The organism is Agrococcus jenensis (genome assembly GCF_003752465.1).
Lineage (GTDB): Bacteria > Actinomycetota > Actinomycetes > Actinomycetales > Microbacteriaceae > Agrococcus > Agrococcus jenensis.
In genome coordinates, this window is the sequence record NZ_RKHJ01000001.1 from 2858338 (window position 1) to 2880181 (window position 21844).

19 protein-coding genes and 1 other RNA gene are annotated in these 21844 nt (G+C 72.9%); 8 read left to right on the forward strand and 12 right to left on the reverse strand.

Features of this window, described 5'->3' with window-relative positions; translation table 11 throughout:
- Positions 1-29 precede the first annotated feature (29 nt).
- Positions 30-806 carry a histidinol-phosphatase gene (hisN, locus tag EDD26_RS13985; protein ID WP_281273322.1) on the forward strand — a complete coding sequence of 259 codons (777 nt, stop codon included), beginning with the start codon at positions 30-32 and terminating at the stop codon, positions 804-806.
- A gap of 18 nt (positions 807-824) precedes the next feature.
- Here the strand turns inward: hisN and EDD26_RS13990 are convergent, their stop codons facing one another.
- Positions 825-1298, reverse strand: coding sequence for a VOC family protein (locus EDD26_RS13990; protein WP_170165644.1), 474 nt, complete (start codon positions 1296-1298; stop codon positions 825-827).
- Positions 1299-1345: 47 nt separating this feature from the next.
- On the opposite strand from EDD26_RS13990, the gene EDD26_RS13995 reads away from it, so the two are divergent.
- The gene (locus tag EDD26_RS13995; protein WP_123698260.1) at positions 1346-1636 is read left to right on the forward strand and encodes a rhodanese-like domain-containing protein; all 291 of its coding nucleotides are present in this window, start codon (positions 1346-1348) and stop codon (positions 1634-1636) included.
- 49 nt (positions 1637-1685) lie between these two features.
- Complete coding sequence (locus EDD26_RS14000; RefSeq protein WP_123698261.1) at positions 1686-3209, forward strand: CYTH and CHAD domain-containing protein; 1524 nt, start codon at positions 1686-1688, stop codon at positions 3207-3209.
- 13 nt (positions 3210-3222) lie between these two features.
- Here the strand turns inward: EDD26_RS14000 and EDD26_RS14005 are convergent, their stop codons facing one another.
- From EDD26_RS14005 to ftsE, 6 genes are all read right to left on the reverse strand, one after another.
- Positions 3223-4590 carry an NAD-dependent succinate-semialdehyde dehydrogenase gene (locus tag EDD26_RS14005; protein ID WP_123698262.1) on the reverse strand — a complete coding sequence of 456 codons (1368 nt, stop codon included), beginning with the start codon at positions 4588-4590 and terminating at the stop codon, positions 3223-3225.
- A 128-nt stretch (positions 4591-4718) separates the two neighbouring features.
- Positions 4719-5089: a transfer-messenger RNA gene (ssrA, locus tag EDD26_RS14010) on the reverse strand.
- Positions 5090-5201: 112 nt separating this feature from the next.
- On the reverse strand, positions 5202-6230 hold the full coding sequence (locus EDD26_RS14015; protein WP_123698263.1) for a 6-phosphofructokinase: 1029 nt from the start codon (positions 6228-6230) through the stop codon (positions 5202-5204).
- A gap of 105 nt (positions 6231-6335) precedes the next feature.
- On the reverse strand, positions 6336-6812 hold the full coding sequence (gene smpB, locus EDD26_RS14020; protein ID WP_123698264.1) for an SsrA-binding protein SmpB: 477 nt from the start codon (positions 6810-6812) through the stop codon (positions 6336-6338).
- Between the two features lie 55 nt (positions 6813-6867).
- Positions 6868-7782, reverse strand: coding sequence for a permease-like cell division protein FtsX (ftsX, locus tag EDD26_RS14025; protein ID WP_123698265.1), 915 nt, complete (start codon positions 7780-7782; stop codon positions 6868-6870).
- On the reverse strand, positions 7779-8495 hold the full coding sequence (gene ftsE / locus EDD26_RS14030) for a cell division ATP-binding protein FtsE (RefSeq protein ID WP_123698266.1): 717 nt from the start codon (positions 8493-8495) through the stop codon (positions 7779-7781). Before ftsE ends, ftsX begins: the two co-directional genes overlap by 4 nt.
- 1114 nt (positions 8496-9609) lie before the next feature.
- Between ftsE and EDD26_RS14875 the strand changes: the two genes are divergently transcribed.
- Both EDD26_RS14875 and EDD26_RS14040 read left to right on the forward strand, forming a co-directional pair.
- Positions 9610-10347 (forward strand): right-handed parallel beta-helix repeat-containing protein, encoded by a 738-nt coding sequence (locus EDD26_RS14875; RefSeq protein ID WP_211333870.1) that lies wholly within the window; start codon positions 9610-9612, stop codon positions 10345-10347.
- 451 nt (positions 10348-10798) lie between these two features.
- Positions 10799-11662: a right-handed parallel beta-helix repeat-containing protein gene (locus EDD26_RS14040; protein ID WP_123698268.1), complete on the forward strand. Its 864-nt coding sequence runs from the start codon at positions 10799-10801 to the stop codon at positions 11660-11662.
- Positions 11663-11725: 63 nt separating this feature from the next.
- On the opposite strand, the gene EDD26_RS14045 is transcribed toward EDD26_RS14040, so the two are convergent.
- Both EDD26_RS14045 and prfB read right to left on the reverse strand, forming a co-directional pair.
- Positions 11726-13120: a 4-hydroxyphenylacetate 3-hydroxylase N-terminal domain-containing protein gene (locus tag EDD26_RS14045; RefSeq protein WP_123698269.1), complete on the reverse strand. Its 1395-nt coding sequence runs from the start codon at positions 13118-13120 to the stop codon at positions 11726-11728.
- Between the two features lie 35 nt (positions 13121-13155).
- Entirely contained in the window at positions 13156-14271 is a 1116-nt protein-coding gene (gene prfB / locus EDD26_RS14050) for a peptide chain release factor 2 (protein WP_123698270.1), read from the reverse strand.
- A gap of 60 nt (positions 14272-14331) precedes the next feature.
- Between prfB and EDD26_RS14055 the strand changes: the two genes are divergently transcribed.
- Entirely contained in the window at positions 14332-15561 is a 1230-nt protein-coding gene (locus tag EDD26_RS14055; RefSeq protein ID WP_123698271.1) for an MFS transporter, read from the forward strand.
- Between the two features lie 4 nt (positions 15562-15565).
- Here EDD26_RS14055 and EDD26_RS14060 read toward each other — a convergent pair whose 3' ends face one another.
- On the reverse strand, positions 15566-17161 hold the full coding sequence (locus EDD26_RS14060; RefSeq protein ID WP_170165645.1) for a serine/threonine-protein kinase: 1596 nt from the start codon (positions 17159-17161) through the stop codon (positions 15566-15568).
- 157 nt (positions 17162-17318) lie between these two features.
- On the opposite strand from EDD26_RS14060, the gene EDD26_RS14065 reads away from it, so the two are divergent.
- The gene (locus EDD26_RS14065) at positions 17319-17897 is read left to right on the forward strand and encodes a sigma-70 family RNA polymerase sigma factor (RefSeq protein WP_123698273.1); all 579 of its coding nucleotides are present in this window, start codon (positions 17319-17321) and stop codon (positions 17895-17897) included.
- 33 nt (positions 17898-17930) lie between these two features.
- Here the strand turns inward: EDD26_RS14065 and EDD26_RS14070 are convergent, their stop codons facing one another.
- Positions 17931-18170 (reverse strand): hypothetical protein, encoded by a 240-nt coding sequence (locus EDD26_RS14070; RefSeq protein ID WP_123698274.1) that lies wholly within the window; start codon positions 18168-18170, stop codon positions 17931-17933.
- 194 nt (positions 18171-18364) lie between these two features.
- Here EDD26_RS14070 and EDD26_RS14075 point away from each other — a divergent pair, with 194 nt between their 5' ends.
- Positions 18365-21511: a PKD domain-containing protein gene (locus tag EDD26_RS14075; protein ID WP_148058750.1), complete on the forward strand. Its 3147-nt coding sequence runs from the start codon at positions 18365-18367 to the stop codon at positions 21509-21511.
- 32 nt (positions 21512-21543) lie between these two features.
- Here EDD26_RS14075 and EDD26_RS14565 read toward each other — a convergent pair whose 3' ends face one another.
- Positions 21544-21744 (reverse strand): hypothetical protein, encoded by a 201-nt coding sequence (locus EDD26_RS14565; RefSeq protein ID WP_148058751.1) that lies wholly within the window; start codon positions 21742-21744, stop codon positions 21544-21546.
- Positions 21745-21844: the final 100 nt, after the last annotated feature.

Here is a 21844-nt window from a genome sequence, read left to right on the forward strand (position 1 = left end):
GCGTCCGCGCGCCGTCGTACGCTGGTCGCGTGACCCGCTACGACGACGACCTCGACCTCGCGCTGCGGATGGCCGACGCCGCCGATGCCATCGCCATGGCGCGCTTCGGCGCGCGCGACCTGCAGGTGACGACGAAGGCCGACACCACGCACGTCACCGACGCCGACCGCGCCGTCGAGCAGCGCATCCGCGACGTGCTGCAGTCGGAGCGGCCGGACGACGCCATCTTCGGCGAGGAGTTCGGCTCGACCGGCGACGCGGAGCGCCAGTGGATCATCGACCCGATCGACGGCACCGCGCACTACCTGCGGGGCGCGCCCATCTGGGCGACGCTCATCGCGCTCGTCGTCGACCACCACCCGGTCGTCGGCGTCGTGTCGGCGCCAGCGCTCGGCGGCCGCTGGTGGGCGGCGCAGGGCCAGGGCGCGTGGACGGACGTGGCTGAGCCGCGGCAGATCCACGTCTCGAAGGTCGCCGACCTGTCGGACGCCGTGCTCTCGTACAACTCGATCCAGGGCTGGGACGGCGCGGGCAGGATGGACGACCTGGTCGCCCTGCAGCGCGACGTCTGGCGCGCGCGCTCCTACGGCGACGCCTGGAGCTACATGCTGCTCGCCGAGGGCACGATCGACGCGGTGGCGGAGTTCGACCTCAAGCCCTACGACATGGCGGCGCTCGTGCCCGTCATCGAGGAGGCCGGGGGCACGTTCACGTCGATCGGCGGCCAGGCCGGGCCGTGGCACGGCTCCGCGCTCGCGACGAACGGGGCGCTGCACGCAGGGCTGCTCGCGCGCCTCGCCGACTGACGTCGCGGGCGAGCGGGCTCAGCGTCCGGCCGCGGCCGCCTCGAGCTCGGCGACGTCGATCTTCCGCATCCGCATGAGCGCGCCGGAGACCGCGCCGGCGCTCGGGCCGGACATGAGCTCGACGAAGCGCCGCGGCACGACCTGCCACGAGAGCCCGAACCGGTCCTTGCACCAGCCGCACTGTGACTCCTGACCGCCATCGGCGATGAGCGCGTCCCACACGCGGTCGACCTCGTCCTGGTCGTCGACGATCAGCGCGATCGAGACGGCCTCGGTGAGCGGGAACTCCGGGCCGCCGTTGAGCAGCTGGTAGGGCACGCCTGCGAGCGTGAAGTCGAGGGTGAGCGCCTCCCCCGGTGTCCCGCCGGGGAACTCGCTGCCCTCCGGGTAGCGGCTGATCGACCCGACCTCCGAGCCGGGCACGAGCGAGACGTAGAAGCGCGCAGCCTCCTCGATGTTGCCGTCGAACCAGATGCAGGTGCTCACGTCCATGCCCGCCATCCTCGGGCACCGACCGCGCTCGCGCTAGCCTGGAATCCATGCGCGAGATCCAGCCGGCCGAGGTCGGGACCATGCCCATCGTCGACGTGCGGGGGCAGCAGGAGTGGGACGCCGGCCACGCGGTCGGCGCGATCCACATCCCCATGAGCGAGGTCGTCGCCCGGCTCGACGAGGTGCCCGACGGCGCCGCCGTCATCTGCCGCTCCGGCGCGCGCAGCGGACAGGTGGTCGCCTACCTCGAGCAGCAGGGCCGGGATGCCGCGAACGTCGCGGGCGGCACGCTGCAGTGGGCGGCCGAGGGCCGGCCGATGGTGGGCGCGGTCCTCTGATCGCCTGAGCGCACGGCGCGCGGACGGCCGTCGGGTGTAGAACCGACGCATGCCGACGAGGTACCGCGAGGTGGAGATCAAGCTCGACGCTCCCGACGATGCGGCCGTGCCGCCGCTCGACCGGCTCGACGGGGTCGCCGCCGTCGACGAGCCGGTCGAGCAGCAGCTGTCCGCGACCTACTTCGACACCGAGGGCGGTGCGCTCGCGGCAGCGCGGATCTCGCTGCGACGGCGGACGGGCGGCGACGACGCGGGGTGGCACCTGAAGGTGCCCGCGCGCGGCGACGGCCGTGACGAGCTGCGGCTGCCGCTCGGCCGCGCGAGGACGAGTGTGCCCGCGGAGCTCCGCGAGGCCGCACAGCTGTTCGTGCGCGACGAGCCGCTGCGGCCGATCGCCGAGCTGCGCACGCGCAGGGTCGCGCACCGGCTCCGCGATGCAGCGGGTCGCGTGCTCGTGGAGGTGGCGGACGACACCGTCGTCGCGCGCACCCTGCCGGACGGCGAGCCGATGACCTGGCGGGAGTGGGAGGTCGAGGTCGTCGACGGCGATCCCGGGCTCCTCGACGCCGCGATCGCGCTGCTCGGCGAGGCCGGTGCGAAGCCGGCGGCGAGCCGGTCGAAGCTCGCGCGCGTGCTCGGCGACGATCGCGCTGCGACCGCGTCGGAGCCTGCGCTGTCGCTGGCACCGCAGAGCGAGGCGCGCGAGGTGCTCCAGCCCGCGCTGCGCGCCCAGGTGGATGCGCTGCGCATCCACGACCCGCTCGTGCGCGCCGACGTCGACGGAGGCGTGCACCGGATGCGCGTCGCGGCGCGGCGGCTGCGGAGCATCCTCGCGACCTTCCGGCCGCTCCTCGACAGCGAGGCGGTCGAGCGCATCCGGCGCGAGCTGCGCTGGATCGCCGGCGAGCTCGGCGCAGCGCGGGACGCGGAGGTGCAGCGGCGGCGGCTCGCGCAGCTCGTCGCGGCGCAGCCCGTCGAGCTCGTGCTGGGTCGGGTCGCGCAGCGGATCGACGACGACCTCCGCACCCACCGCCGCTCGGCGCACGCCGCGGTGCTCGAGGCGATGCGCTCCGAGCGCTACCTGGCGCTCATGGACGACCTCCAGCGCTTCGCGGAGGCGCCGCCGTGGACCGCCGATGCCTCCCGCACCGCGGCCGACGTGCTGCGGTCGCGCATGCGCCGCGAGCACCGACGGATGCGACGGCGGATCGACGCGGCCGACACCGCAACGGACGCGGCGGCGCGCGACGGGCTGCTGCACGAGGCCAGGAAGGCGGCGAAGCGCGCCCGCTACGCGGCAGAGGTGCTCGCCCCCGCGTTTAACAAGCCCGCCGAGCGGCTCGCCCGCGCGGCGAAGCGCGTGCAGTCGGTGCTCGGCGAGCAGCACGACACCGTGGTGGCGCGCGAGGCGCTGCGCGACCTGGGCGTGCGGGCGCACCTCGACGGAGACAACGCCTTCAGCTTCGGGCTCCTCCACGCGCAGGAGCGCGCCGCCGCGGCCTCGCTCGAGGGCGAGATGGCGCGCGCCCAGGCGAAGGCCGTGCGGCCGCGGCTGCGGCGCTGGCTCGACTGAGCGCGCGCGCTCGTCAGCCGACGATGAGCTTCTTGTTCATGAACTCCTCCATGCCGTGGGGGCCGAGCTCGCGGCCGAAGCCGCTTCGCTTGGTGCCGCCGAAGGGCATGTCGTAGTCCTCGGAGCCTGCGCCGTTGATCGAGACCATGCCGGCGTCGATGCGGTCGGCGACCGAGGCCGCGAGCTCGGGGTCGGTGCACCACAGGCGCGCGCCGAGCCCGAAGGGGGTGCCGTTCGCGATCCGGAGCGCGTCGTCGACGTCGGTCGCCCGGTAGACGGTGCCGACGGGGCCGAACAGCTCCTCGCGGAACGCGTCCATCTCGTCGGTGACGCCGCCGAGCAGCGCGGGCGTGATGCGGGCGTCGCCGGAGGCGGTGATGGTGCCGGCGAGCACCTGCGCGCCCTCGGCGACCGCGGCGCCGGTCTGCTCCCGCAGCCGGTCGGCGGCCGCCTGCGACGACAGTGGCCCGACGAGCGCGTCCTCGTCATCGGCCTCGCCGACCGGCAGCGCCGTGATGGCTTCGCCGAGCTTGCGCGTGAACTCGTCGTAGAGGTCGTCGATGACGATGAACCGCTTGGAGGCGTTGCAGGACTGGCCGGAGTTCTCCATCCGCGTCTCGACCGCCGCCGCCACGACCGCGTCCATGTCGTCGGTGGAGAGGACGATGAACGGGTCGGAGCCGCCCAGCTCCAGCACGACCTTCTTCAGGTGCCGGCCGGCGATCTCGGCGACCGCGGCGCCCGCGCGCTCGGACCCGGTGAGGGAGACGCCGCGGACTCGCGGGTCGGGGACGACGATGTCGCCGATCTGGTCGTTGGTGGCGAAGATGTTCTCGTACGCGCCCGCCGGCAGCCCCGCCTCGGCGAGGATCTCGGCGATCACGGTCGCCGACCACGGGCACTGCGGCGCGTGCTTCAGCAGCATCGTGTTGCCGAGCATCAGGTTCGGGAACGCGAACCTGGCCACCTGGTAGTAGGGGAAGTTCCACGGCATGATGCCGAGGATCACGCCCTGCGCAGACTTCCGCACCCGCGCATCCACACCCGACCGGACCTGCAGCACCTCGTCCGCGAGGAACGCCTCGGCGTTGTCGGCGTAGTACTGCACGATCTCGCCCGAGAACTCCGCCTCGAACACCCCCTGCCCGAGCGGCTTCCCCATCTCGGTGCGGATGATATCCGCCAGCTCCCGCGACCGCGACGCGAACGCGTCCGCCGCCCGGCCCAGGACCGCCGCCCGCTCCGGCAGCGGCGTCGACCGCCACGGCTCGTACGCCGCGTGCGCACGCTCGATCGCGGCGCGCACCTCATCATCCGTCGCGGTCGGGAACTCCTTCACGACCTGACCCGTGTACGGGTCCGTCACGCGGTACTCGCTCACGCCATTGCCTCCTCGCAGCGTCGGTGGACCACCAGCGTAGTGGTGGCACGACGAGCGGCCGGCAGCCGCCGAGGGGCAGCAGGGCGCCTCGATCGAGGACTCTCACAACGTGCGACTCGCAGCCTGAATGGTGGAGATGGGGGGAATCGAACCCCCGTCCAACGCTCATATCGTGCGGATTCTCCGGGTGCAGCTCAGGGAAGGCGTTCTGCTCGGCTCCGACCTTTGTCCTGAGCACCTAGGTCGACGAGCCCAGTCACAGGAAAAGTCCCGCGATGCCCTGTGACGCAGCATCGCAGCAAGCCCTCAAGATGACGCCAGGGTCCGGAGCGAGGGCGTCTCCGGTCTGACGGACTTCAGGCTCGCTTAAGCAGCGAGGGCGAAGTCGGTGCGCTTTGCGTTGGCACCTATGGGTTTGCAGGGGGCGTTGAAGAGATGACCCTGCATCCTCTACCCGCTTCCCGCAGCAACCGAGACGATGTCGAAACCGATCATCCCCGTGCTGGGTGTGCGAGTCGCACGCTGTGGAGTTGTCAAGGCCGGATCGCTCCGGCGCGCTGGCTGGGCCAGCCCGTCATCATATCGCGCCCGCGGTCCGCGCGGCAAGGCGCTCAGCCGAAGAGCAGCTCCGCCTCGCGGTAGCGGTGGTCGGGCACGCGCTTGAGGTCGCCGAGCGCATCCGACATCGGCACGCGCACGATCTCGGTGCCGCGCAGCGACACCATGGTCCCCCACGCCTTCGCGGTGATGGCGTCGATCGCGGCGAGCCCGAACCGGGTCGCGAGCACGCGGTCGGCGCCGCTCGGCGCCCCGCCGCGCTGGATGTGGCCGAGCACCGTCGAGCGCGACTCGATGCCGGTGCGCTCCTCGATCATCGGTGCGAGCACCTCGCCGATGCCGCCGAGGCGCGGCCGGTTGTAGGCGTCGAGGCCCTTGCGCGAGTACTCCTCGTCCATGCCCTCGAGCTTGAACCCCTCCGAGACGACCACGAGCGGCGCGCGGCGGCGGTCGTAGACCGACTGCACGTACTCGCAGATCCACTCGATCGAGCGCGGCTGCTCCGGGATGAGCGTGACGTGCGCGCCGGTCGCGATGCCCGTGTGGAGGGCGATCCAGCCGACGTGCCGGCCCATGACCTCGAGCACCATGCAGCGCATGTGCGAGTCGCCGGTGGTGCGGAGCCGGTCCCCCGCCTCCGTCGCGATCTGCACGGCGGTGTCGAAGCCGAACGTGTAGTCGGTCGCGTCGAGGTCGTTGTCGATCGTCTTCGGCACGCCGACGACCGGCAGCCCGTCGTCGGCGAGCCGGTTGGCCGCGGCGAGCGTGCCCTCGCCGCCGATCGCCATGACGGCGTCGATGCCGAGCCGCTCGAGCGTCTTGGCGACGTTCGCCGCGCCGCCGTTCGGGCCCTCGTAGGGGTTCGTGCGGCTCGTGCCGAGGATCGTGCCGCCGATGCGGGAGGTGCCGCGCACCGACGACCGGTTGAGCACGCGGACGTCGCCCTCGACGAGGCCGCGGTAGCCGTCGCGGATGCCCACGAACTCGAGGCCGTGGTGGACCATGCCGGTGAGCACGGCGGCTCGGATGACTGCGTTGAGACCGGGGCAGTCGCCGCCGGACGTGAGGATGCCGACTCGCATTTCGCCTTCCGCCGGAGGGCCCTGGGTGAATCCTGCCGGCGGAGCCCATCCAAGCGGCTGCGCGGGCGATTGTCGAACCGCGGGCGTCAGCTCACTCGGCGGCATTCATTCGTTCAGGCGGTTGCGGGTGCGCATGGCACGCTCGGCCTCGCGCTTGTCCTGCCGCTCCCGCAGGGCGTGCCGCTTGTCGTACTCCTTCTTGCCCTTCGCGACGGCGAGCTCGACCTTCGCCCGGCCATCCGAGAAGTACAGCGAGAGCGGCACGAGCGTGTAGCCGCCCTGGGCGACCTTCGCGGCCAGCTTGTCGATCTCGTCGCGGTGGAGCAGCAGCTTGCGCTTCCGGCGGGGCGGGTGGTTCGTCCACGTGCCCTGGCCGTACTCGGCGATGTGCACGGCGTCGAGCCAGGCCTCGCCGTACTCGATGAAGGCGTAGCCGTCGACGAGCGACGCCCTGCCGGCGCGCAGCGACTTCACCTCGGTGCCCGTCAGCACGAGGCCCGCCTCGACGCGATCCTCGATCGTGTAGTCGTGGCGCGCCTTGCGGTTCTGCGCCACGACCTTCTGGCCCTGTTCGCGCGGCATGGTTCGCTCCTGCATCCTGTGCCCGACCACCGGGCAGCCGCCCAGTCTAGCCGGATCAGATCTTGAGGTACCTGCGGATCGCGACCGCCGCCGCCACCCCGGCGAAGAGCACGCCGATGCCGATGAGCACGGGCGCGACGACGAGGGCGTCGTCGAGCCCCACGATCGCGATGGTCTGCAGCATCGGCGCCACGTAGCCCTGCAGGACGAAGTGGACGACCGCCACGACCGAGCCGGCGGCCAGCACCGCCCCGATGAGCGCCGCCACCACCCCCTCGATGATGAAGGGCGTCTGGATGAAGCGGTTCGACGCCCCGACGAGCCGCATGATGCCGAGCTCACGCTTCCGCGAGAAGGCAGAGAGACGGATGGTCGTCGAGATCAGCAGCACCGCGGCGACGAGCATGAGCACGGCGACGCCGATCGCCGCCAGGCTCGCGGTGTTGAGGACCTGGAAGATCGGTTCCAGCAGCGCGCGTTGGTCGCGCACCTCCAGCACCCCCGGGAGCGCCGTCGTCGCCTCCCGGATGAGGTCGGCGTCCTGCGGCGTCGTGGGCCGCACCCAGAGCGCCTCGTTCATCGTCTCGGGGCTCGCGAACTCGGCGCTCGCGGTGCCGCCGAACTGCTCCATGAAGTGCTGGTAGGCGAGCTCGCGGTCCTCGAACTGCACGTCGGCGACGTAGGGCGCGATCGCGCCGCTCGAGAGCGTGCTGCGCACGGCCTCGATCTGCTCGGGGGTCGCGGCGGTCTGCGTGCAGGTGTCGGTCGCGTCGACCGGCCCGCAGAAGTAGATGCCGACCTGCGCCCGGTCGTACCAGAAGCCCTTCATCTGGTTGATCTGCTGCTGCAGCAGGATGGCCGCCCCCACGAACGAGAGCGAGATGAAGGTGACGAGCACGACCGAGACGACGACCGAGAGGTTGCGGCGCAGGCCGTTCCAGACCTCGTTCGCGATGAGCTGGATCCTCATGCGAGCTCCTCCCCGGCGTGCGACGCGAGCTGCCTGCGGTAGCTGCCCGAGGCCTCATCGCGCATGATGACGCCGGCATCGAGCTCGACGACGCGCTTCTGCATCTCGTTCACGATCGACGCCTCGTGCGTCGCCATGACCACGGTCGTGCCGCCCTCGTTGATGCGGGCGAGCAGCGCCATGATGCCAGCGCTCGTGGACGGGTCGAGGTTGCCGGTCGGCTCGTCGGCGAGCAGGATCGGCGGCCGGTTGACGACCGCGCGGGCGATCGCCACGCGCTGCTGCTCGCCGCCCGAGAGCTCGTGCGGGAGGCGGCTGGCCTTGCCCGCGAGCCCGACGGTCTTCAGCACGTCCGGCACCGCCTCCGAGATGAAGCCGCGGCTCTTGCCGATGACCTGCAGCGTGAAGGCGACGTTCTCGTAGACCGTCTTGTTGTTGAGCAGCCGGAAGTCCTGGAAGACGACGCCGAGGTTGCGGCGGAAGAACGGCACGCGACGGCTGGGCAGCGCCTTGAGCCGCTGGCCGAGCACGTGCACCTCGCCCTCGGTCGGGCTCTCCTCGCGGAGCACCATGCGGATGAGCGTGCTCTTGCCGGAGCCCGAGGCGCCGACGAGGAAGACGAACTCGCCCTTGAGGATCTCCAGGGAGACGCCGTCGAGGGCTGGGCGGGCCTTGCGGGAGTAGGTCTTCGAGACCTCGTCGAAGCGGATCATGGCCTGTCGAGGGTATGGGCGGCGGCGCCCCGACCGGCGCGCCGCACCGGCGGTTCCATGGATCCATCAGACTTCGTGCTTGCCAAGCACTGTTATCAATCTGTTATCGTTGCCGTGCCGCGTGCGGACCGGGAGCCCATCTCCCTCCGGATCGCACGCAGCGTGAGCCCGGGTCGGATGAGCGGCCGAGCGGTGATCGTGCCCTGCGTGCAGCTCCGCGGCAACCACCACCTTGTGCAAGTCCGAGCCTCCCGTCCATGCGTCGACGGTCGGCGACGGTGGTGATCGTGCAACCGGAAGGCCACACCACTCCATGACCCCTCAGCACCGCACCACCACGCCCCTCAGCCGCAGGACGCGGCTCGTCGTCGCCACCTCCGTCGTGTCGGCGGGCGCTATCCTGCTCGTGGCCTGCTCGCCGATGCAGGCTGGCGTCGACGCCAAGGTCGCCCTGCTCTCCACCGGCCCGACGTCGTCCGAGACGGCCACCCCGGCCGAGGGACTCGGCGGCCGCGGCGCTGCAGGCCGCGAGGCGTCGGCGGGCCGCGAGGAGGCCCTTCCCGAGGCCGACGTCGCGCCCGAGCCCACGGCGAGCGCAGCACCCGCGCCCGTGGCGCCCGAGCCCGTCGCAGCCCAGCCCGCGGCGGTGGAGTCCGAGCAGCCGGCGCCCTCGCGCTACCTGCAGCTGCCGGAGCAGCCGCGGCCGGAGCCCGCTCCGCCTCGTGCACCCGCACCGGCCCCGGCCCCGGCTCCTGCGCCTGCTCCCGCACCGGCCCCCGCTCCCGCACCGGCCCCGGCTCCCGCACCGGCTCCCGCGCCAGCACCGGCTCCGGCTCCGGCTCCGGCTCCGGCTCCGGCTCCGGCTCCCGCTCCCACCCCGGCTCCGGCGCCTGCTCCGGCTCCCACCCCGGCTCCGGCTCCGGCTCCGGCTCCGGCTCCCGCTCCCGCGCCGGCCCCGGCACCCGCGCCTGCGCCGGCACCCGCACCGGCTCCGGCTCCCGCACCCGCTCCCGCTCCCGCGCCTGCTCCTGCACCCGCGCCTGCTCCGGCACCCGCGCCGGCTCCGGCACCCGCACCCCCGACGGGCGGCCTGCCCGGCGCGAGCAACACCGGCGTGCCCGCGGGCACGTCGTTGCGGGTGCACCAGGGCGACCTGGTGATCACCGAGCCGGGGACCGTGATCGACGGCCTCGACATCCACGGCTTCGTCGACGTCCGCGCCGCGAACGTCACGATCCGCAACTCGATCGTCCGCGGCGGCGAGCCGGGCGCGCAGGACTCGCTCGTCCGCAGCGCGACCGACGGCGCCAGCCTGACGATCACCGACAGCGAGCTCGTCGCGACCGTCCCGTGGGCGACCGACGGCCTGCGCGGCTCGCACATCGACGCCCAGCGCCTCGAGATCCGCAACGTGCTCGACGGTGCCCACTTCTGGGGCGACGGCGACGTCACGCTCCAGGACTCCTGGATCCACGGCATCCTGCACTTCGCCTCGGACCCGCGCGGCGGCGGCCCGAGCCACGACGACGCGATCCAGATCCAGAGCGGCTCCGACTACGTGATCACCGGCAACCGCATCGAGGGCGGCAACAACGCCGCGATCCAGCTGACGCAGGACGCCGGCCCGACCTCGGACGTGCGGATCAGCGGCAACTGGCTCGACGGCGGCGCCTGCTCCGTGAACCTCGCCCAGAAGGACCAGGGCCCGCTGCAGGGCATCGCGGTCACCGACAACACGTTCGGGCGCTCGACCTACAACTGCGCGATCATCCGCCCGGCCGCGGGCAGCATCTCGACCAGCGGCAACGTCGACACCGACGGTGACGCCGCGGTGGTCGTCGTCCGGGGCTGACCGCTTCCCAGCACACGCTTCGCTGCCCCGCCGAGCTCCTCGGCGGGGCAGCGTCGTTCCTGCGCATCCGGACCCGTGGACCGGAAACGAGTGATCATAACGACGTCCGTATACAGCGCCACGCCGGGTCATGGTCAACAATCAAGACAATCGTTACGCTTCTGTTACTCTTGAGGGGTCGAGCAGCGCGCTAGCGTCTTGCCGAGCAGCGGATGGGGTCACGACCTCCGCGCCGGTCGCTGGAGCTCACGCCGTGCAGCAGCCGTATCCCTCGGCAGCGCCGGCAGCTCGATTGCACCATCACGCCGTGCCGACGCAGGCCTGCCGCCCGTCGGCATGCCGTCGTGCATCCCCATGAGAGGTACACGCCATTCCCATCACGCATCTCCCCCTTGCCATCGCGTCGTCGCATGCCCCCAGCACGCGTCGCCGCACCTTCCGACTCGCGGTCGTGACCACGCTCGTCGCCCTCGGCGCGACGCTCCTGCCGGCCACTGCGGCCACCGCCGCGCCTGCGGTCATCGACCGCCCCGCGAGCGTCGCCACGTCGATGCCCGGCGCCAGCAACACCGGCGTGCCCTCGGGCGTGGCCCTGCGCGTCCACCGCGGCAACATGGTCATCACCCGCGCCGGCACCGTCATCAGCGGGCTCGACATCTACGGCTCCGTCGACGTGCGCGCGGCCAACGTCACGATCCGCAACTCCATCATCCGCGGCGACTCGGCGGGCACCCACGACTTCCTCGTGCGCAGCGCCTCGAACGCGGCGAGCCTCCGGATCTACGACAGCACGCTGCGGGCCAGCAAGTCGACGTACCGCGTCAACGGCCTGCGCGGCTGGAACATCGACGCCACCCGGCTCGAGATCAGCCACGTCATCGACCCCGCGCACTTCTGGGGCTCCGGTAACGTGCAGCTGCGCAACTCGTGGCTGCACGACAACCTGCACTACGCGAGCGACCCGGGCTGGAACGGCGGCCCGAGCCACGACGACAGCATCCAGATCCAGAGCGGCTCCGGCTACTGGATCACGGGCAACCGCATCGAGGATGCGAACAACGCCGGCATCATGATCACGCAGGACGCTGGACGCGTCTCGAACGTCATGATCCGCGACAACTTCCTCGACGGCGGCGGCTGCACGGTCAACCTGCACGACAAGGGCAAGGGCCAGTTCCAGAACATCGACATCGTCGGCAACATCTTCGGCGCGAACTCGGTGTTCAACTGCCAGATCATCCGCACCGCGGGCGACATCACGGCGACGGGCAACACGACCGTCACCGGCAAGGCCATGCGGATCAACCTGCACTGATCCGCGCATCGCAGGAGCGGGCCGCCTCGTCACCGACGAGGCGGCCCGCTCTGGCACCCGGCGTCAGCCGCGCCAGCGCGCCAGGCTGCCGTCGGCGCGCGCGAGGCCGAGGATGCCGACGTGCGTGCGCTCCGGCTGTCCCCAGTAGCTGCGCTCGTAGAGCTCGTGCCGGGCGCCGAAGCCGGTGCCGACCGCATCCCACAGCTCGCCCATGACCTCGAGCCGCTCGCGCGCGTCCGCGCCGCCGGAGCCGCGCAGCAGCGGCTCGATCGCCGCGACCGCGTCGGTGCCGAGCGACGCGAGCGGCACCGGCAGGTGCGCGAAGGCCGACGACAGGGTGGTCTCCAGGGTCACCCGCATGCGGCTGTAGGCGTCGGGCGCGAACGCGGCGAACGCGAGCGCCGCCTCGGCGCCCGGGCCGATCGAGTCGCCCGAGGGTGCCGCCTGCTCGATCATCGCGTCGCGGAGCCCCGCCGTCATGTGGCGGAACGCGAGCACCTCGCCGAGCGCCGCCTGCACGCCCCGCCGCTCGGTCGTGCCCATGATCTCGGTCGCGCGCACGGCGAGGCCGGCGATGTGCTCGAGCTTGGCCTCGAGCCGCGTCGCCGCCTGGAAGGCGAGCCGGCGGTTCCAGCCGATCGAGCCGCCGTTGAAGGCGAGCATCGCCTCGGCGTCGCGGATGAAGACGTCGTCCCACGGCACGAGCACGTCGTCGAAGACGACGAGCGCGTCGTGCTCGGCGAAGCGGTTCGCGAGCGGCTGGTCGTCGCGGGCGGGCGTGCCTCTCGTGTAGATCCGGATGCCCGGCGTGCCGACGGCGACCGACGCGGCGATCGCGAACGCATCCGTCTGCACCTCGCCGCCGAAGTGCGAGACGAGCAGGCGCTGAGCGGTCGCCGCGCCGGTCACGACCGCCTTCGCGCCGCGGAGGACGACCCCCTCGTCGGTCTCGCGCACGACGTGCAGGAAGACATCGCCGACCTCGTCGGGCGGCAGGTCGCGGTCGACGGGCGGGTTGACGAGCGCCTGGGCGTAGTGGGTGACGTCGCGCTGGTCGCGCGCGAGCGCCGCGCGGACGTTCCCCTCGAAGCGCCCGAACTCGCTCGCATGCGCAGCCATCGAGGTCAGCACCGCGCCCATGAACTCGGGCGTGCGCCCGACCCAGCCGCGGGTGCTGCGCTGCCAGGCCCGGATCGCGTCGCGCTGCATCCGCAGGTCGTCCCGGGTGTGCGGCACCGTCCAGAAGGCGTGCGTCACGCCCGATCCGTCCGCCGTCGGTGCGAGGAGGGCATCCGCCTCGTCACCGTGCAGCGCGTCGTAGAGCGACGCGATGGTGCTCGCGAGCCCGGCCAGCTCACGATGCTCGGCCACGCGCTCCACCGGCACGCCGTCGTGGACGACGACGCGGCCGTCGTCGAGGCTCGCGAGGTAGTCGCTGCCGGTCTGCGGGCGGGTCATCCGGGCTCCCTGCGTCGGTGCGGCGCCCTCGGCGCCTACTCGGCCTCGAGCTGCTGCTGCTTGCGCCAGCGGATGCCGGCGGCGATGAAGCCGTCGAGGTCGCCGTCGAACACGGCCGACGGGTTGTTGACCTCGTGGAGCGTGCGGAGGTCCTTGACCATCTGGTAGGGCGCGAGCACGTAGGAGCGCATCTGGTCGCCCCAGCTCGCCGAGATGTTGCCGGCGAGCTCCTTCTTGCGGGCCGCCTCCTCCTCGCGCTTGAGCAGCATCAGGCGGCTCTGCAGCACGCGCATCGCGGCCGCGCGGTTCTGGATCTGGCTCTTCTCGTTCTGCATGGAGACGACCGTGCCGGTCGGCAGGTGGGTGATGCGCACGGCGGAGTCGGTCGTGTTGACGCTCTGGCCGCCCGGGCCCGAGGAGCGGAACACGTCGACGCGGATGTCGCCCTCGGGCACCTCGACCTCGTCGACCTGCTCGAAGAGCGGCACGACCTCGACCGCGGCGAACGACGTCTGCCGCTTGCCGGCCGCGCCGAACGGGCTCATGCGCACGAGCCGGTGGGTGCCGGCCTCGACCGACATGTGGCCGAAGGCATAGGGCGCGTCGATCTCGAACGACGCCGACTTGATGCCGGCCTCCTCCGCCCAGCTCGTCTCGTAGATCGTCACCGGCATGTCGTGCTGCTCCGCGTAGCGGAGGTACATGCGCATGAGCATCTCGGAGAAGTCGGAGGCGTCGACGCCGCCGGCGCCCGCGCGGATGGTGACGACCGCGGGCAGCGGGTCGAACTCGCCGTCGAGGAGCGTCTGGATCTCCATCTCGGAGACGAGGCGCTGCAGGCTCGCGAGCTCCTTGCGGGCCTCCGTCTGGGTGGCCTCGTCGGCCTCCTCGTTGGCCATCTCGACGAGCACCTCGAGGTCGTCGATGCGAGCCTCGGCCTCGGTGAGGCGGCGGAGCGCGGTCTGCGCGTGGCTCAGCCGGCTCGTCACCTTCTGGGCGGCGTCGGGGTCGTCCCAGAGGTCGGGGGCACCGGCGGCCTCCGAGAGGCGCTCGATGTCGGCGGCGATCTTGTCGACGTCCGCCACCGCCTTGATGTCGGAGAACGTGGAGCGGAGAGCGGCGATGTCGCCGGCGATGTCGAGATCGGCCATGGTGCCTCCAGCCTACCGACGCGGCCGGGTCTCGGGCGCGACGGCCCGTAGTCTCGCTGCATGAGCGGCGTCGACCAGTCCGAGCGCTTCCCCTGGCGGAGGGTCGCCGGCGCCGCCTACGTGCCGACCGCCGCGTTCGCGATCGGCGAGGGCGCGGTCATCCCCTACATCCCGCTCATCGCGGGCGATCTGGGCGCATCGCTCGCCGTGGCCGCGGTCGTGACGGCGATGCTCACGGTCGGGCAGCTCGCCGGCGACGTGCCGGGCGGCAGCGTCGTTGCGCGCTTCGGCGAGCGGCCGACCATGATCGGCGCCGGACTGCTCGTGCTCGTCGCGCTCGCGATCGCGTTCGTGTCGACGGACGTGTGGATGCTCGGGGCCGCGATCTTCGTGCTCGGCCTCGGCCACGCCGTCTTCGCGCTCGCGCGGCACGCCTTCATGACGACGTTCGTGCCCATCCGGTTCCGCGCCAGGGCGCTCTCGACGCTCGGCGGCATCTTCCGCCTCGGCATGTTCGTGGGGCCGCTGCTCGGTTCGGCCGTCCTCGGCCTCGGCCTGCCGCTCGCGTCGGTCTGGGTCGTGTGCGCGATCGGCACCGTCATCGCGATCGTCGTGCTGATCGTGCTGCCCGACCCCTCGTCGGCGTTCGAGTGGACGCCGCTGACGACCGGCACGATCGAGCTGCGGGCGGAGCGCACCGGCGTCGGCGAGGTCGTGCGCCGCAACGCGCGGGTGCTCGCGACGGTCGGCGTCGGGGCCGCGATGCTCGCGCTCGCCCGCTCTGCGCGCAACGTGCTGCTGCCGCTCTGGGCCGTCTCGATCGGGCTCGACGGCGTCACGACCGGTCTCGTGATCGGCATCGCGGGCGGCGTCGACTTCGCGCTCTTCTTCGTCTCCGGCTGGGTGATGGATCGCTTCGGGCGGCTCTGGAGCGTGGTGCCGTCGCTCACGCTCATGGCCGCGGCCTTCGCGATGCTGGCGGTGTCGCACGACCTCGATGCCGCCACCGGCTGGTTCACGGCCGCCGCGCTCGTGCTCGCGCTCGGCAACGGCCTCGGCTCGGGCATCCTCATGACCCTCGGGGCCGATCTGGCGGATCGCCGCAACCCGGCGCCGTTCCTCGGTGCGTGGCGGCTCACCACCGACCTCGGCGGCGCGGCAGCGCCGCTGCTCATCTCGCTGCTCGTCTCGATCGCCTCGATCGCCTGGGCGGCGGGCGGGCTCACCGCGCTCTGCATCGTCGGCGCCGGCATGCTGCTGCGCTGGCTCCCCCGGAAGCCTCGCGACTAGCGCGTCAGGGCAGGGACGCGGCCGCGTCGTCGATCGCCGCCTGGATGCCGGCCGCGGCATCCGGGGTCACTGCGCCCGCCTCCTGCAGCTGGGCGACCTGTCCCTGCAGCTCGCCCAGCGCCGCGCGCGCCTCCTCGGTCCGGCCGTCCGCGAGCGATGCCTCGATCGCAGCGAGACCTTCGCCCAGCGCTCCGCCGGCGTCGCCCTCGAGTCCCCCGCTCTCGATCGCCTGGGCGATCGCGGCGCGCACGCCGGCGAGCGCGTCCGGCGGGACTGGCGCGGGCTCCTCCGGCGCGGGCTCGGGGGGCGGGGCCGTCGACTCGGTGGGCGGAGTCGCCGGCTCGGTCGAGGATGGCGAGGTGGGCGCCGGCTGCTCGGCCGAGCGCGAGGGTGCGGGTGTGCCAGCGCCGCGGGATCCCTCCGCGAGCGCCCCCTCGCCGCTCGCCGGCTCGTCGGCCGCCCGGTCCGAGGCGGTGGCGGGCGCCGCCGTCGCGCCGTCGGCGACGGCGGGTTCGGCGCTCGCCGCGGGCGGTGGGCTGGCGGTCGCGGCGGCCGGGGGCTGGGAGGCGAGCGCCTCCCCCGCCCCACCGTGCTGCAGCAGCCCCGGCAGCACGGCGATCGCGAGCGCCGCGATCGCCGCCAGGACGACCGCGGGGAGCACGACACGGGCAGCGGAGCGGCGGCGGGTGCGTGGGACATCGACCGCCGTCGCGCCGACGAGCGCAGCGTTCGCCTCCGCGTCCACCGGTTCGGGAGGACCCTCGAACGGGATCGCGAGAGCGGCGGCGGTCACCGGCAGCGCGGCCCGGAGGGCGGCCAGCTCATCGCGCACCCGGGCGGCGTCGTCGCCACGCGCTTCGGGCGCCTTCGCGAGCAGTCGGTCGACGAGCTCGTCGAGCGCGGCCGGCACCTCCGGCCGCCGCGCGGCGAGCCGCGGTGCCGGTGCTGCGACGTGCTGCTGCAGCAGCGCGAGCGGATGCTCGCCGGTGAAGGGCGCGGCACCGGTCACGAGCGTGGTGAGCACGCATCCGAGCGCGTAGAGGTCGGTCGCCGGCGTCGCACGCCCGCCCTCCGCCTGCTCCGGTGCCATGTACGCGGCGCTGCCGAGGATGGTCGAGGCGGTCGTCAGCTGCGCGGCCGGCGCGTCGGCGACGCTCGCGATGCCGAAGTCGACGACCTTGAGCCGCCCGGAGCCGTCGAACACGAGGTTGGCCGGCTTGATGTCGCGGTGCACGATGCCGATGCTGTGGATCGCGGCGAGCGCCGCCGCGGTCTGCTCCGCGATCGTGACCGCCTGCGCGAGCGGGAGCGGCTCGCCGTGCCGCAGCAGGTCGGCGACCGTGGGTCCGGGCAGCAGCTGCATGACGAGGAACGCGATGCCCGCATCGGCGCCGGAGTCGAACACCGTCACGACGTGCTCGTGCATGAGGGAGGCCGCCGCCTGCCCCTCCCGCTGGAAGCGCTCGGCGACCGTCGCGTCCCCCGTGCCGTCGACGTCGATCGTCTTGATGGCGACCTCGCGGCCCAGGACGCGATCGACCGCGAGCCACACCTGGCCCATGCCACCCCGACCGAGCGGTCGGACGAGCTCGTATCGCATTGCGAGCACGGAACCGGGGAGCATGTCCCCCAGTCTCCCCTGTCGCCGCTGGACGCCGCGGGTGAGTCTGCCGCGCGAATTTACTTAGCCAAGGCAACTAAGTTACGGTTGGGTCACGTTCCGGTCAGGAAGTTGCCGACCGTGCAACACTCGCGCAGTGCAGCCGAGCCTCGAACGTCACCTCGAGCTCGCGGGCACCGGCGACGTGCGGGCGTTCGCGACCGTCTTCGACCTCACCTCGACGCGCGTGCTGGGGACGATCCTCCGGGTGCTCCTCGATCGTGCGCAGGCCGAGGAGGTCGCGCAGGACGTGTTCGTGGAGGCTTGGCGCAGCGCGGGCCGCTTCGACCCCGCCCGGGGCTCCGCCACGAGCTGGCTGCTCCGCATCGCGCATGCGCGCGCCGTCGATCGCGTGCGAGCGACGCAGGCCCAGCGCGACCGGGGCCTCCTCCCGGCAGCTCGCGACAGCGCCGGGTCGGAGGTGTCCGTGCAGGAGCAGGTCGAGCGGTCGGGGGACGCAGCGCGGGTCCGCGAAGCGCTCGCGCAGCTGAGCGACGTGCAGCGGGAGGCCATCGTGCTGGCCTGCTTCGGGGGCATGACGCAGACCGAGATCGCCGAGCACCAGGGCGTGCCGCTCGACACCGTGCAGGCGCACCTGCGTGACGGGATGCGACGACTGCGGCGCGCATCCGCCGCGCCCCTCCCAGGGCGCGATCCCGGTGCGCTGTCGGCTTGAGCACGCGGCGGCCGTCACTGCACTCCGCGAGCGCTACTCGTCGCGACGCAGCTCCTGGCGGGCGGCGAGGTCGTGGGCGATCGACGTCGCCTCCTCGCGCAGCTCGTCGTCGTTCAGCTCACCCGACTGCACCTGCTGCACGAGCTGGCGGAATGCCGGGTTCTCCATGAGCGCCCGCAGCCCGTCGGCCGCCCGCTCGGGGTCCTCGACGGGGAGGGCCGCCGCGACGGCGTCGTAGTCGGGCTCGGGCTGATCGCTGGGCTGCTCGGTCATGCGGCGAGGGTACCGGCGCGGCCTGGGCGGCGGTGGCTGCGGACCGACCCGTTGCGCTGGGCGGACGCTGGTGCCCGCGCTGACGGAATCCTGCGTTGTCGCCCGCGCGGGCCGGTGCCATCCTTGCCGCAGCGGGCGCCGAGGGCGGCGCCCCCTGAGACCTGAGGCGTCACGGGCCGGTGGTGGAGGATCCCGTGCAGCGTCGTCCCGTCCCTCGTCGTCCGATCCCGCGTCGTTCGATACCAGCGAGCGCGGTCGCCGTCACCGCCGTCGCGGTGCTCGTGGTGAGCCTCGCGATGCCGACCGCCGCGTCGGCGGCCGCCCCGGCCGCGGCGGTGCTCGTCGCTCCCACGAACGGCGGGACGACCGCATCCGCGAGCCCCACGCTGAGCGTGACCGCGAGCGACCCGGACGGCGGCCCCCTCGACGTGACCTTCGAGGGCCGCCGGGTGGGGGCGACCGTCCCCGGCGCCACCGACGCGGAGCCCTTCTCGGTCGTCGTCGTGCCCGACACCCAGAACTACAGCTACGGGCCGATCGACCTGCTGGATGCGCAGCTGGGGTGGGTGCGCGACTCGCGCGACGCGCTCGACACGGCCTTCGTGATCCAGGTCGGCGACCTCGTGAGCGAGTGGGACACCCCGCGGCACTGGGACAACGTGTCGCGCTCGTTCGCGATCCTCGACGACGCCGGCGTGCCCAACACGGTCGTGCCCGGCAACCACGACTTCGACAACGTGACCGGCGACCTCGGGCCGTACAACAGCCACTTCCCCTCCACCCGCTACTCGGGCGCATCGTGGAACACGGCGACCACCCGCTACGGCGGCTACCTCGGGCAGGACCAGTTCGGGCCCGACCCGATCGACCGCGGCAACGGCGACAGCTATGCCCTCTTCACCGCCGGCGGCCGCGACTTCCTCGTGCTGAACCTCGAGTGGGAGGCGCCGCAGTACGCGCTCGACTGGGCCGACCGGGTGATCGACGCGCATCCCGGCCGCAGCGTCATCATGGCGACGCACAGCTTCGTGTCGGTGAACGGCACGCGCCGCGCGACGGCCCAGCGTCCCGGCGGCACGTCGCAGACCGCGCTGTGGGAGGGCTTCGTGCGCACCCACTGCGAGATCGACCTCGTCGTGGCCGGCCACGAGCACCAGGGCGACCTCGGCGAGGCCCACCGCGTCGACGCCAACGCGTGCGGCGAGCCGGTGCCGCAGATCCTCACCGACTACCAGGCCCGCGCGAACGGCGGGGACGGCTGGCTGCGGTACTACACCTTCGACCCGGCGGCGAACACGATGCGCGCGACGACCTACTCGCCGACGCTCGACCGCTACGAGACCGACGGCAACTCGTCGTTCACGCTGCCGTTCGAGCTGACCGAGCCGCAGCCGGCACCGTTCGCGCCGATCGCGACGAGCACCGTCTCGTCGGGTGGCACCGCATCCGCGACGTGGTCCGGCCTCGCGCACGACACCGCGTACGAGTGGCGCGCGGTCGTCGACGACGGCGCGACGAGGACCGCGTCGGCGACGTGGACGCTTCGCACGCCGCCCGCCCCGCAGGCTGTGCTCGCCGCCGACGCGTTCGGACGCACCGTGACCGGCGGGTGGGGTAGCGCCGACGTGGGCGGCGCATGGACGCCCGGCACCGGCACCACCGGCCCGTTCTCGGTGAACGGCTCGGAGGGGCTCATGACGCTCGCGCCCGGCCAGACGCGCGAGGTCCGGCTGGGCTCGACCTCTGGCACGTCGGCGGTGGTCGACGCGCGCGTGAGCACGAATCTCGCCGCTGCCGGTGGCGCCGCGCACACCACCATCATCGGCAGGCAGGTCGGCACCTCGAGCTACGGGCTCAACGTGCGCTTCGAGCCGAACGGCGTGCTCCGCCTCTACCTGCTCCACAACAACACAGCGCTCGCGCAGAGGGTCACGACCTGGACGCCCGGCCAGCGCTTCAACACCCGGCTCTCGGTGACCGGGACGAATCCGACGCAGCTGGCGACGATGGTCTGGCCGGTCGGCTCGCCGGAGCCGATCTCGTGGCAGCTGACGGCGACGAGCACCGTCGCGGCGATGCAGGCGGCGGGACCCGTCGTCATCAAGACCGCCGTGAGCTCCACGTCGACGGTCGCGTCGACGCGCGTCGCGTTCGACGACCTGCGCGTCGTCGACCCGGTGGGCGTGCCGCCGCAGAACGCCGCGCCCGTGGCCCGCTTCACGACCGGCGGCACCGGTCTCACGGTGACCGCCGACGGCACCGGGTCGACGGACGCCGACGGCACGATCACCGGGTACGCGTGGACCTGGGGCGACGGCTCGACGAGCACGGGCTCCACCGCCCAGCACACCTATGCGGCCGCCGGCACGTACTCGATCGGCCTGACCGTCACCGACGACGGCGGCGCCACCCATGCGACGTCGAGCAGCGTCACCGTCACCGCTCTCCCGCCCCAGAACCAGCCGCCGACCGCGGCGATCGCCGCACCGACGATCACCGGCCGCACGGTCGCGCTCGACGGGCGCGGCTCGACCGACCCGGACGGGACGATCGCGACGTACGCGTGGCAGTTCGGCGACGGCAGCATCGGCAGCGGTCCGACGCCGACGCACACCTACGCGACCGACGGCACCCGCGCCGTCACCCTCACCGTGACGGATGACGACGGCGCCACCGCGTCAACGACCCGGTCGGTCACGGTGACGACCGCGCCGCCCGCGGGCGTGCTGGCGACCGACGCCTTCGGCCGCGTGCTCAGCAACGCGTGGGGCACGGCCGACACCGGCGGCCCGTGGACGCTGAGCGGCACGGCCTCGGCCTTCTCGGTCGGCGGCGGCGCGGGCGTCGTGGCGATCGGGCCCGGCTCGACGCGCGAGGCGCGGCTCGCGGGCGTCTCGACCTCGAACGCGGTCGTGACGGTACGCATCAGCGCGGATGCCGCGGCGGCAGGCGGTGCGGCGAGCGCCACCGTGGTCGGGCGCATGGTGGGCACGTCGACGTACGCGGCGCGGCTGCGGCTCGAGCCGGGCGGCACCATCCGGCTCTACCTGCTGCGCGACGAGGTGGCGCTCGCCGGCAGCTACGTGCTGCCGGGCGCCTACGTGCCCGGCGAGGCGATCATGCTGCGCCTCAGCGTGCGCGGTGCCTCGCCGACGACGCTCGGCGCCATGATCTGGCGCGCGAGCGGCACGCAGCCCGCGAGCTGGCAGCTGCAGGCGACCGATGCGACGGCCGCGATGCAGACCGCGGGCATCGTGACGCTCAAGTCGGCGATCTCGTCGTCGTCGACGGTCGCGACGACGCGCATCCGCTACGACGACTACCGGGTGACGACGAGCTGACGGCCGACCGATCGTCGAGCCAGGACGGCTGGTCAGGCGTCGGAGCGAGCGCGATGCAGATCGCGCTGACCGAGGCGCGTCGCGAGCGCGATGCGGTCCAGGGCACGCTCGGCGGTGGACGTGTCTCCGCTCTCGTACGCTCGAGCGAGCGTCACCAGCCAGGTGTCGATCGCCTCGGCCACGCCTGCTTGCAGGCTCGAAGCGGGTGATGGCGTGGGTGTGGTGCTTGCCATGTCGTGGCTTCCTCTCCGTACGTGGATGGGAGCGGCGTCCGACACTGGAGCGGTCGCGCCGGGTAGCGCCGCTCAGACCTCCAGCGTAACGGGGTTACAT